This is a genomic window from Cupriavidus sp. HPC(L) (assembly GCF_000307735.3).
Taxonomy (GTDB): domain Bacteria; phylum Pseudomonadota; class Gammaproteobacteria; order Burkholderiales; family Burkholderiaceae; genus Cupriavidus.
In genome coordinates, this window is record NZ_AMPR02000072.1 from 1 (window position 1) to 10,847 (window position 10,847).

At 67.9% G+C, this 10,847-nt stretch carries 11 protein-coding genes and 1 pseudogene; 6 read left to right on the forward strand and 6 right to left on the reverse strand.

The annotated features are described in order from the left end of the window. Positions 1 to 209, forward strand: a pseudogene (locus B551_RS26460) (UDP-2,3-diacylglucosamine diphosphatase); the annotation flags it as partial. A 49-nt stretch (positions 210 to 258) separates the two neighbouring features. Here the strand turns inward: B551_RS26460 and cysE are convergent. The 3 genes from cysE to B551_RS26015 all read right to left on the reverse strand — a co-directional run bounded on the left by cysE (position 259) and on the right by B551_RS26015 (position 2,393). Next, on the reverse strand, positions 259 to 1,002 hold the full coding sequence (cysE, locus tag B551_RS05935) for a serine O-acetyltransferase (RefSeq protein ID WP_006577564.1): 744 nt from the start codon (positions 1,000 to 1,002) through the stop codon (positions 259 to 261). A gap of 280 nt (positions 1,003 to 1,282) precedes the next feature. After that, on the reverse strand, positions 1,283 to 2,191 hold the full coding sequence (locus B551_RS05940) for an RNA methyltransferase (protein ID WP_006577565.1): 909 nt from the start codon (positions 2,189 to 2,191) through the stop codon (positions 1,283 to 1,285). Between the two features lie 31 nt (positions 2,192 to 2,222). Continuing rightward, positions 2,223 to 2,393, reverse strand: a complete 171-nt coding sequence (locus tag B551_RS26015; RefSeq protein ID WP_157071919.1) for a hypothetical protein — start codon at positions 2,391 to 2,393, stop codon at positions 2,223 to 2,225. On the opposite strand from B551_RS26015, the gene B551_RS05945 reads away from it, so the two are divergent. The 3 genes from B551_RS05945 to B551_RS05955 all read left to right on the forward strand — a co-directional run bounded on the left by B551_RS05945 (position 2,388) and on the right by B551_RS05955 (position 7,163). Further along, positions 2,388 to 3,206, forward strand: coding sequence for an inositol monophosphatase family protein (locus B551_RS05945; protein WP_023263665.1), 819 nt, complete (start codon positions 2,388 to 2,390; stop codon positions 3,204 to 3,206). The genes B551_RS26015 and B551_RS05945 overlap by 6 nt on opposite strands. 178 nt (positions 3,207 to 3,384) lie before the next feature. Further along, entirely contained in the window at positions 3,385 to 6,066 is a 2,682-nt protein-coding gene (gene mutS / locus B551_RS05950) for a DNA mismatch repair protein MutS (protein ID WP_083492527.1), read from the forward strand. After that, the gene (locus B551_RS05955; RefSeq protein WP_006576456.1) at positions 6,063 to 7,163 is read left to right on the forward strand and encodes a hypothetical protein; all 1,101 of its coding nucleotides are present in this window, start codon (positions 6,063 to 6,065) and stop codon (positions 7,161 to 7,163) included. The genes mutS and B551_RS05955 overlap by 4 nt, the downstream gene beginning before the upstream one ends. A gap of 75 nt (positions 7,164 to 7,238) precedes the next feature. Here the strand turns inward: B551_RS05955 and B551_RS05960 are convergent, their stop codons facing one another. Beyond that, positions 7,239 to 7,766 carry a peptidylprolyl isomerase gene (locus B551_RS05960; protein ID WP_006576455.1) on the reverse strand — a complete coding sequence of 176 codons (528 nt, stop codon included), beginning with the start codon at positions 7,764 to 7,766 and terminating at the stop codon, positions 7,239 to 7,241. 11 nt (positions 7,767 to 7,777) lie between these two features. Here B551_RS05960 and B551_RS05965 point away from each other — a divergent pair, with 11 nt between their 5' ends. Both B551_RS05965 and B551_RS27000 read left to right on the forward strand, forming a co-directional pair. Continuing rightward, the gene (locus B551_RS05965) at positions 7,778 to 8,986 is read left to right on the forward strand and encodes a cupin domain-containing protein (RefSeq protein WP_023263668.1); all 1,209 of its coding nucleotides are present in this window, start codon (positions 7,778 to 7,780) and stop codon (positions 8,984 to 8,986) included. A 199-nt stretch (positions 8,987 to 9,185) separates the two neighbouring features. Beyond that, entirely contained in the window at positions 9,186 to 9,422 is a 237-nt protein-coding gene (locus B551_RS27000) for a hypothetical protein (RefSeq protein ID WP_043437644.1), read from the forward strand. Positions 9,423 to 9,525: 103 nt separating this feature from the next. Here the strand turns inward: B551_RS27000 and B551_RS05975 are convergent, their stop codons facing one another. Further along, positions 9,526 to 10,320, reverse strand: coding sequence for an MBL fold metallo-hydrolase (locus B551_RS05975; RefSeq protein ID WP_006576453.1), 795 nt, complete (start codon positions 10,318 to 10,320; stop codon positions 9,526 to 9,528). 88 nt (positions 10,321 to 10,408) lie between these two features. Continuing rightward, the coding region (bamC, locus tag B551_RS05980) for an outer membrane protein assembly factor BamC (protein WP_023263669.1) at positions 10,409 to 10,847 on the reverse strand (439 nt) is incomplete at its 5' end.

A 10,847-nucleotide genomic window follows, 5' to 3' on the forward strand; every position in this document is an offset into this window, starting at 1 on the left:
ATGTCGCGCCGGCCGCGGTGGCGGCGCTGCTGCGCGCCAGCGGCACGGCGGCGATGGTGCATGGCCACACGCACCGCCCGGCCCGGCATGACGAGCCGCATGGCCTGCGCTGGGTACTGACCGATTGGGATCTCGATGGCGCGCATCCGCGCGCGGCGGCATTGCAGCTCGATGCCGAGGGCTTTCGCGAGCTGCCGCAGCTGGACTGAGCCATCAGGCAAGACGGAGGTCCTGCCCCGTTCGCTTGATGCGATCGCGCTACTTCATCAGCTTGCGCAGCTCGCTGGCATCGAAGCGATCGTTGGGCGTGTTCTCCAGATGCTCGCCGAGCCGGTCCAACGCGGCCTGCACGGCCTCGAGCTTTTCCTGCTGGCTCGCCGCATGGTCGATCAGGCTTTTGAGCGCCAGCGACACCGGATCGTCGGCATTCGGTGTGATGCCGTAAGCCGAGAACTCCTGCCGTGCGCCCTGCTGCGAAGGCGGCGCGTCGGGCAGGATGATGCGGGCCGGCACGCCGACCGCGGTCGCGCCCGGCGGCACCGGCTTCAGTACCACGGCATTGGAGCCGACGCGCGCGCCATCGCCGATGGTGAAGCCGCCCAGCACCTTGGCGCCGGCGCTGACGACCACGCCGGTGCCCAGCGTCGGATGCCGCTTCTGGCCCTTGTACAACGAGGTGCCGCCCAGCGTCACGCCCTGATAGATCGTGCAGTCGTCGCCGATCTCGGCGGTCTCGCCGATCACCACGCCCATGCCGTGATCGATGAACACGCGCCGGCCCATCTTGACCGCCGGATGGATTTCGATGCCGGTCAGGAAGCGCGACCAGTGCGAGATCCAGCGGCCCAGCCAGTGCATCCCTGCATTCCAGCAGGCGTGCGCGAAGCGGTGGAACACCACGGCATGCAGGCCCGGGTAACACGTCAGCACCTCCAGCCGGCTGCGCGCGGCGGGGTCGCGCTGCATGATGGTGTCGATATCTTCCTTGAGGCGAGAGAACATCTTGGTCGTGTGCGATTGCCCCGCCGTGCCGCGCGCCATCGGAACGCGCATGCCGCCGGGGTCGTGTCCGGGCAATGCCCTGGGGAAAACGGAAGCAGGGAGTGTAAGAGATTTGGCACCCTGATGCCGTCATGGGCATCGGGCGCCGCACCTGCCCCGCCGCTACGTCGACACGCGCGGGAGCAGCCCGGGCGTGCGCGGCGCGGGCGTCAACATCGCTCGCGATGGAAGGCGTGAGGAGCGTCGGTGCCCAGAGAAGAGGCGGCGATTCGCGCCAATGTCATGTCTCCGTGGTGTTGCCACTGCGGTCGCTATTGCGGTCGCTGTTGCGGTCGCCGCCGCGCGGTCCGCGTCCGGCCAGTGTCATCTGCTTGGCGATGCCGCGCAGCAGATTGACTTCCTCCTGCTCCAGCCCGCTGCGCGCGAACAGCCGCCGCAGCCGCGGCATCAGCTTCTTCGGATGGGCCGGATCCAGAAAGCCGATCGCCTCCAGGCCCTGCTGCAGATGCACGAACATCGCCTCGATCTGCTCGGCCGTGGCGGCCTGCCCAGCATAGCCGATATCGCTCGGCACCGCCGCGCGCTCCTGCAGCAGCGCCAGCCGCATCTCGTAGGCGACGAGCTGCACCGCCTGGGCCAGGTTCAGCGAGGCGTAGGCCGGATTGGCTGGGATATGGGTCACCACCGAGCAGCGATCGACGGCCTCGTTGGGCAGGCCGAAGCGCTCGTTGCCGAAGACGAACGCGATATCGGCCGGCTCGGCGGTTTCCGCTTCGATGCCGGACGCGCCGGCCAGCAAGTGCTCGCTGGCCTTTGCCGTCGCCTCGCGCGGCAGCAGCCGCGGTGGCCCGAACTCGCGCTGGCGCGCGGTCATCGCGACGGTATAGGACGCGCCGGCCAGCGCCGCCTCCAGATCGTCGACCACAAGCGCGGCCCGCAGCACGTCGTCGGCACCGCTGGCCAGCGCGACGGCTTCCGGATGCTCGCGCACGGCCGGCTCCCGCGGCGACACCAGCACCAGCGTCCCGGGCCGGCCGCCGAAGCCCATGGTCTTGATGGCGCGCGCCACCGAGCCGACGTTGCCGGGATGGCTGGTCTCGACCAGCACGAAGCGCACGCGCGCGAACGCGGCGTCCAGGGCCTGCTGCGGGGCGCCCGGGGCCTCGTTTGCGTGCTCGCTCGTGTCCATTGACGGGTTCCTATACAATGCGGGGTTCAATTTATTTGGCGCGCCGCTCCGCCGCTCCGGCCGAGGCATCGATGCCGGCCAGCGCAGCCAGGGCCAGCGCGCCCGTTCTTCTACAATCCGTTGTGTTGTCCGCCGGGAGCCGCGCGCGCCATGTCGTCCGCAGCGCCGCCCGCTTTCCGGCGTCCTGGAGAGATTCATGCATCCGATGCTCAATATCGCCATCAAGGCCGCCCGCAAGGCCGGTTCCATCATCAACCGCGCGTCGATGGACGTGGATCTCCTGCGTGTTTCGCGCAAGCAGCACAACGATTTCGTTACCGAGGTCGACCGCGCCGCCGAGGCCGCGATCATCGAGATCATCCGCACGGCGTACCCGGAACACGGCATTCTAGCGGAAGAGTCCGGCCAGTCCTGGCGCGAGGGCGAGGAAGGCCACGAGTACACCTGGGTCATCGACCCGCTCGACGGCACCACCAATTTCATCCACGGCTTCCCGCAATACTGCGTGTCGATCGCCCAGCTGCACAAGGGCTCGCCGGTGCAGGCGGTGGTCTACGACCCGACCCGCGACGAGCTGTTCACCGCGACCAAGGGCGCCGGCGCCTTCCTGAACAACCGCCGCATCCGCGTCAGCCGCCGCGACAAGCTGGCCGACTGCCTGATCGGCACCGGCTTCCCCTTCCGTGACCTGGATGGCCTCGAGGCCTATGTCAAAGTGTTCGCGCTGATGACGCAGAACTGCGCCGGCCTGCGCCGGCCCGGCGCCGCCGCGCTGGACCTGGCCTACGTCGCCTGCGGCCGGCTGGACGGCTTCTTCGAGACCGGGCTGAAGCCCTGGGACATGGCGGCCGGCATGCTGCTCATCACCGAAGCCGGCGGCCTGGTCGGCAACTACGCCGGCGAAGCGCGCCAGCTCGAACAGGGCGAGGTGCTGGCCGGCAACCCGAAGGCATTCGCGCAGATGGTGCGCCTGCTGACGCCGTATTCGCTGGACAACGGCGGGCCGGTGGCCTGAGGGGTCGGCCCCGGGATGAACCGGGGCGCTAACCATCCCTCACAGTTTTTCACCCAACTCCTCTCCGTACCGGGCCGCAACGCGCAGTAAAATGCGCGTTTGCGTGCGACGCCCACGGCCTCGCGCACGCTCCGAACCCGGCCGCTGCCCGTCTGCAGTGGCCCGCCGAGAGGATTGCATGTCCGAAGACCTGCCAACTACCGCGGCCGCCAGCGCATCGGCTGGTACCGCGGAAAAACACACGCCGATGATGGCGCAGTATTTGCGCATCAAGGCCGACCATCCGGACACCCTGCTCTTCTACCGGATGGGCGATTTCTACGAGCTGTTCCACGACGACGCCGAGAAGGCCGCGCGGCTGCTCGACATCACGCTGACCGCGCGCGGCAGCTCCAACGGCGTGCCGATCCGCATGGCCGGCATCCCCTTCCATTCGGTCGACCAATATCTGGCCAAGCTGGTCAAGCTGGGCGAGTCGGTGGCGATCTGCGAGCAGATCGGCGATCCAGCCACCAGCAAGGGACCGGTCGAGCGCAAGGTGGTCCGGATCGTCACGCCCGGCACGCTGACCGACGCGGCGCTGCTGCCGGACAAGGCCGATACCTTCCTGATGGCGGTGCACCAGCAAACGATGCGGCGCGGCGTCAGCAAGACTGGGCTGGCCTGGCTCAACCTCGCCAGCGGCGAACTGCGGCTGATGGAATGCGAGGTGGCACAACTGGCGCGGGAGCTGGAGCGCATCCGCCCCGCCGAGCTGCTGCACACCGATGGCATCGAACTGCCGGCGCACCCGTGCGCGCGCACCCGCTTGCCCGAGTGGCACTTCGACCAGGATGCCGGCGCGCGTCGCCTGCGCGAGCAACTGGGCGTCGCCAGTCTCGATCCGTTCGGCTGCCGCCCGCTGGGCGCGGCGCTGGGCGCGGCCGGCGCGCTGCTGAACTATGCGGCCAGCACGCAGGGCCAGTCGCTGCGTCATGTGCAGGGCGTCACGGTCGAACACGAAACCGAATTCGTTGGCCTGGACACCGCCACGCGCCGCAATCTCGAATTGACCGAGACGCTGCGCGGCGGCGAAGCGCCGACGCTGTTCTCGCTGCTCGATACCTGTGCCACCGCGATGGGCAGCCGGCTGCTGCGCCACTGGCTGCACCATCCGCTGCGCGAGCGGTCGATTCCCCAGGCACGGCAGCAGGCCATCGGCGCGCTGCTGGCGCAGGATCTCGACACGCTGCGCGCGCGCCTGCGCCGGCTCGCCGACGTCGAGCGCATCACCGCCCGGCTGGCGCTGCTGAGCGCGCGTCCGCGCGACCTGTCGTCGCTGCGCGATACGCTGGCGGCGCTGCCCGACGTGCAGGCCTGCGTGACCCCGGACGACACCGCCCCGCTGCTGGCGCAGACGCTGGCGGAGCTGGCGGTACCGCAGGACTGCCTGGACCTGCTGGCGCGCGCGATCGCACCGGAGCCGTCGACGGCGGTGCGCGATGGCGGCGTGATCGCCCGCGGCTACGACGCCGAGCTCGACGAGCTGCGCGATATCTCCGAGAACTGCGGGCAGTTCCTGATCGACCTGGAAGCGCGCGAACGCACCCGCACCGGCATCGCCAATCTGCGCGTCGAATACAACCGCGTGCATGGCTTCTATATCGAGGTCACCAACGGCCAGGCCGACAAGGTGCCCGACGACTATCGCCGGCGCCAGACGCTGAAGAACGCCGAGCGCTATATCACGCCGGAGCTGAAGGCCTTCGAGGACAAGGCGCTGTCGGCGCAGGACCGTGCGCTGGCCCGCGAGAAGCAGCTGTACGAAGGTCTGCTGCAACTGCTGCTGCCGCATATCGGCGAGCTGCGCCGGGTCGCGGCGGCGCTGTCGCGGCTGGACGTGCTGGCCGCGCTGGGCGAACGGGCGCGCACGCTGGACTGGTCGTGCCCCGAGCGCGTCGACGAGAACGTGATCGACATCGTGCAGGGCCGTCATCCGGTGGTCGAGGGCCAGTTGGCCGCGGAGTCGACGCCGTTCATCGCCAACGACTGCCAGCTGACCGAGGCGCGCAAGCTGCTGCTGATCACCGGCCCGAACATGGGCGGTAAGTCGACCTTCATGCGCCAGACCGCGCTGATCGTGCTGCTGGCCTGCGTCGGCGCCTATGTGCCGGCGCGGCGCGCGACGGTCGGGCCGATCGACCGGATCTTCACGCGCATCGGCGCCGCCGACGACCTGGCCGGCGGCCGCTCGACCTTCATGGTCGAGATGACCGAGGCCGCCGCCATCCTGCACAACGCGACGCCGCACAGCCTGGTGCTGATGGACGAGATCGGCCGCGGCACATCGACCTTCGACGGCCTGGCACTGGCATGGGCGATCGCCCGCCATCTGCTCGCGCACAACCGCAGCCACACGCTGTTCGCCACGCACTATTTCGAGCTGACACAGCTGCCGCAGGAATTTCCGCAGGCGGCCAACGTGCATCTGTCCGCGGTCGAGCATGGCGACGGCATCGTCTTCTTGCACGCGGTGCAGGACGGCCCGGCCAGCCAGAGCTACGGCCTGCAGGTCGCGCAACTGGCAGGCGTGCCGCAACCGGTCATCCGCGCCGCGCGCAAGCATCTGGCCTGGCTCGAGCAGCAATCGACCGACGCCACGCCGACGCCGCAGCTGGATCTGTTCGCGGCGCCGGCGGTGCCCACGGCTGACGATGACGATGTCCGCGACGATGGCGCCGCCGCTTCCGTTGCGCCGGCCAACGATGCGCTGAACGAGGCCATGCGCGATCTCGATCCCGACAGCATGACGCCGCGGCAGGCGCTCGACGCCTTGTACCGACTGAAGGCGCTGGCCGAGGAATCCGGTCAGCCGGCATGACGATGGCAAGCGCGCGCCGATGGGCCCTGTCGTGCCGACCGCTGCTGGCCATTGCGATGGCGGCGGCGCTGATGGGCGCGTGGTGCACGCAGAGCGCCGCCGCCGTGCAGCCGGTCGCCGCCAAATCGCAGGCAGCCGGCGGCAAGGCCGACGGCAAAGGCGGCAAGGCTGTCGACTCGCGACTGGTCCGCATCGCACTGTTCGCCGACCTGCCCCAATGGCCCGACGCCGAGGCGCCGACGCAGCAACTGCTGGACAACCTCGCGCAGCGCAAGCTCGCCTTCGTGATCCATGCCGGCGGCATCAAGGGCGATACCGAGTCGTGCGCCGATGCAATGCTGGCCGGCCGGCTGGGGCTGCTCGATCTGTCGCCGCTGCCGCTGATCTATATCCCGGGCGAAACCGACTGGGCAGAGTGTGAGCAGGCCGTCAACGGCAGCTTCGATCCCGACGAGCGGCTGGCCAGGCTGCGCGAGCTGGCCTTTCCGGACGACGATTCGCTGGGCCAGCGCAAGCTTCGGCTGATCCGGCAATCGGATCAGGCCAAGTTCCGCAGCTATCGCGAGAACGTGCGCTGGACCGCAGGCAACGTGCTGCTGGTCGGCATGAACGTGCCCGACGACAACAACCACTATCGCACCGAGGCCGGCCGCAACGGCGAATTCGAGGATCGCCGCGAAGCCAACCGGCAATGGCTCGCACGCGCGTTCTCGGTCGCCGAACAGGAATCGCTCGACGGCATCGTGCTGGTGATCCACGGCGATCCGCTGTTCGGCAACGGCTGGGAGAAGCGCGGCAAGCCGACGCTGCTCGACGGATTCCTGCGCCATCGCAAGCGCGACGGCTATCTTGAATTCAAGCGGCAGTTGCGCGAGCTGGTCAGCGACTATCGCGGGCAGGTGCTGCTGATCCACAGCAGCATCGGGGGCTTCGGCATCGATACGCCGCTGCGCGATGCGAAGGGCAAGACGATCCGCAGCTTCACGCGCGTCGCGCTGCCGGTGGGCTCGCCGAAGCAATGGACCGAACTGACGATCTCGCCCGATTCGCGTTCGCTGTTCTCGGTCGCGCTGCAGGACGGCGCGGGCAAGAACTAGCGCGGAAACCTCACCCCCCGGAAAGCGAAAAAGCCGGCAATGCCGGCTTTTCCGTTCGATGGATCCATACGCCGATCAGTGCAGCGTGCGCGGGCTGTCGTCGTCCTCGTCCTCGTCGACCACCTCGATGCCGGACGCGCCGTGCGCGTGGCCGTGCTCCACTTCTTCGGCGGTCGCTTCGCGGACCTCGGAGACCTTCAGCCAGAAACGCAGCGCCATGCCGGCCAGCGGATGATTGCCGTCGAGCACCACCTTGTCCTCGGCGACATCGGTAACGGTATAGATCACCGAATCCTCTTCGTCACCGTCTTCGGGCACGCCTTCGAACTGCATGCCGACTTCCAGCGGCTCGGGAAAACGATCGCGCGGCTCGACCTTGACCAGTTCGGCGTCGTAGTCGCCGAAGGCATCCTCGGGCTCGAGCTGCAACTGCGTCTCGAAGCCTGCGGCATGACCGTCGAGTGCTTCCTCGATCTTGGGGAACGTGCCATCATAGCCGCCGTGCAAGTAGACCATCGGCTCATCCGATTCTTCGATCAGATTGCCCTGCGCATCCGACAGCTTGTACACCACGGACACAACCGTGTTCTTCGCGATTTTCAATTCTTCACTCCATGAACGATTCCGCATTATACGCGCAGGCCCTGCCCCGCGGCCCGGTGGATCCGGATGCGCCACTTCAGCTGCTCGGGGGCATGACGCCCGCCGCATTCATGCGTGATATCTGGCACCGCAAACCCCTGCTGGTTCGACAAGCCATCCCTGATATCGTGCCCCCAGTCTCGCGGGAAGCGCTTTTCGAGCTGGCCGACCGCGACGACGTCGAGTCGCGGCTCGTCACCCACTTCCGCAACCGCTGGAAACTGGCGCACGGCCCCTTTGCCGCCGACAACCTGCCGCCCGCCAAGGCGCGCCAATGGACGCTGCTGGTCCAGGGCGTGAACCTCCACAATAGCGCGGCGGCCGCGCTGATGGGGCAATTCCGCTTCATTCCCGATGCACGCCTGGACGATGTGATGGTCAGCTATGCCACCGACGGCGGCGGTGTCGGTCCGCACTTCGACTCCTATGACGTGTTCCTGCTGCAAGTTTCGGGCCGGCGCCACTGGCGCATCTCGTCGCAGGACCGGCTCGAACTGGTGCCCGATCTTCCATTAAAGATACTGGCCGAATTCGAAGCGGAACAGGAGTTCGTGCTGGAGCCGGGCGACATGCTGTACCTGCCGCCGCAATACGCCCACGATGGCGTCGCCGACGGCGAGTGCATGACCTGCTCGATCGGTTTCCGCGCCCCGGCCTATCGAGAGCTGGCGGGCCATTTTCTGGCGTGGCTGTCGGAAACCGTGGAGGACAACGAAGCGTTGTCCGGGCGTTATGCCGACCCCGGTCAGGCGGCCACTTCGCGCCCCGCGCAACTGCCGGCGGATCTCGCCCGCGCCGTTGCGCAACGGCTGCAGGCGTTGCGCTGGTCCAATGACATGGTGTCCGAGTTTATCGGCACCCATCTGTCCGAACCGAAGCCCGGCGTGGAGTTCGCCGAGGTTCCGCAAATCGCCGCCGGAAAATACGCGAAACTGGCCAGAACGCACGGCATTGTGTTGGCGCCGGCTTCGATCGCGCTATACGACCGCAGCCATTTCTTCCTCAATGGCGAGGCCTACGAGGTGCCGGGCGAGCTGGCCGGCTGGCTGCGCCGGCTGGCCGATCGGCGCCATTTGACCGCCGCCGAGGTCGCGCAATGCGCCGACCTGCCCGAGCTGATGGAGACCTTTCACCATTGGACGCTGGAGGGCTGGCTGCAGCTGGCACCGGCTGCGATGTAATAATGCGTAACAGTGTGGTCAGCAAATGACGCCGCTACACAAGCCGGGAAAACGTGGATATAATCGCCAGCTGGCTCGTACTGTGGACCAAAGCAATTACGGCACCGGGGAGAGCCATTAAATTGAAGTTCACGAGCGATAATTACCGGTAATTATTCATCGCCTGTTTTTCTTTCTATTACAAGTTAAAGGACGAACAATGAAGAAGTCTCTCCTGATCGCTTCCCTGCTGGCTGCTGTTGCCGTGGCCGCTTGCGGCAAGAAGGAAGAAGCCGCTCCCGCAGCTGACACCGCTGCTCCGGCTGCTACCGCTCCGGCTACCGAAGCTTCGGCTCCGGCTGCTGACACCGCTGCTGCTCCGGCTGCCGACGCTTCGGCCCCGGCTGCTGACGCTTCGGCTCCGGCCGCTGACGCTTCGGCTGCGGAAGCCAAGTAAGCGTTCGCCCGAACGAAAAAACCGGCCTTCGGGCCGGTTTTTTTTATGGGCGCTCGCCGGGCCGCGCCGCCGCGGCCGGCTCGCCCCCCTTGGTCTGATCGCGTCAGATCGATCCCTTCACCGCCTGCCAGCCCAGGCCCTCGTACTGGTCCGCGACCAGGATATCGTCGGGACCCGCGCCGAGCGCCGCCGCCAGCGCGCCGGTCGCCAACGCCGGCGTGTTGTTCTGCTGGCTCAGATGGGCCGCAACCACGCGGCCGAGGCCGCTGTGCGCGACGCGCGCCAGGATCGCCGCGGCCACCTCGTTGGCCAGATGGCCGAAGTCGCCGCCGATGCGCCGTTTCAGCGAAGGCGGATACACCGAGTTGCGCAGCATCTCGCGGTCGTGATTGCACTCGAGCACCAGCGCATCGACGCCCGCCAGACGGGCCACCAGATAAGGCGTCTCCATTCCCGCGTCGGTCAGCACCCCAAGCCGTGCATCGCCATCGGACAGCACGAACTGCACCGGCTCGCGCGCATCGTGGGGCACGGTGTAGGGCAATACCTGCAGATTGCCGATCTCGAACGTGTAGTCGGCGCCGATCACACGCACATCGGCCTTGTCGGCACCGCGCAGATGCAAGGTCGCGAGCCAGGTGCCATGCGTGGTGAAGACCGGCAGCCCATGCCGCGCGGCAAAGGCATAGGCCGAGCCGACATGGTCGCCGTGCTCGTGCGTGACCAGCACCGCGTCGAGCCCGTCCGGGGTCACGCCAAGCCGCTCGAGCCGCCGCGCGGTCTCGCGCAGACCGAAGCCGCAGTCGAGCAGCACGCGGGTCACGCTGACGCCATCACGGGATTCGATCAGCAGCGAATTGCCTTCGCTGCCGCTGCCCAGAAAGCCGAACCGCATCATCGCCGCGCCCGCCCCTTGTCGGGACGGGCCACGGCGGCGCGCCGATCCGGCATCGCAGGTCCGCTCAATGCAGCGCGCAAGGCGGCGCTCAATGCAGCTGCTCGTCGAGCAGCGTCAGGATGCGCTTGGCGATCTCGGTCGACTCCGGCTGCCCGGCGTCGTTCAGCACCGTGACGGTGGTGCCCGAACCGCTGCCCTTCAGTGCGACGCGATACTTCTTGGCCTGGCGCGCGGCATCGCCGCCGCTGCGCGTGAACAGCTTGGAGAAGAAGCCGCGGTTGTCGTTGACCGTGTCACGGGTATCGACATAGCGGACGTAGTACAGGCCCTGGCCGCGGTCGCGGTCTTCGACCGTGAAGTTGACGCGGTCCAGCGCGAGGCCGACCGAGCGCCAGGCGCGGTCGAACGGCTCGGGCAGCTGCAGTGCCTGCGCGCCGTTGACCTGCGTCAGATAGCTGGCCGAAGCCGCCGCGGCCGCGGTCTTGCCGGCGCCGGCGTCGGCCGGCGCGGCCGGCTTGGCGGCGCCA

Bases quoted from the DNA above. Each gene is read 5' to 3' on its own strand.
- cysE (WP_006577564.1), bottom strand. From the start codon at position 1,002: ATGTTCTCTCGCCTCAAGGAAGATATCGACACCATCATGCAGCGCGAC.
- B551_RS05940 (WP_006577565.1), bottom strand. From the start codon at position 2,191: ATGGACACGAGCGAGCACGCAAACGAGGCCCCGGGCGCCCCGCAGCAG.
- B551_RS05945 (WP_023263665.1), top strand. From the start codon at position 2,388: ATGCATCCGATGCTCAATATCGCCATCAAGGCCGCCCGCAAGGCCGGT.
- B551_RS26015 (WP_157071919.1), bottom strand. From the start codon at position 2,393: ATGCATGAATCTCTCCAGGACGCCGGAAAGCGGGCGGCGCTGCGGACG.
- mutS (WP_083492527.1), top strand. From the start codon at position 3,385: ATGTCCGAAGACCTGCCAACTACCGCGGCCGCCAGCGCATCGGCTGGT.
- B551_RS05955 (WP_006576456.1), top strand. From the start codon at position 6,063: ATGACGATGGCAAGCGCGCGCCGATGGGCCCTGTCGTGCCGACCGCTG.
- B551_RS05965 (WP_023263668.1), top strand. From the start codon at position 7,778: ATGAACGATTCCGCATTATACGCGCAGGCCCTGCCCCGCGGCCCGGTG.
- B551_RS27000 (WP_043437644.1), top strand. From the start codon at position 9,186: ATGAAGAAGTCTCTCCTGATCGCTTCCCTGCTGGCTGCTGTTGCCGTG.
- B551_RS05975 (WP_006576453.1), bottom strand. From the start codon at position 10,320: ATGATGCGGTTCGGCTTTCTGGGCAGCGGCAGCGAAGGCAATTCGCTG.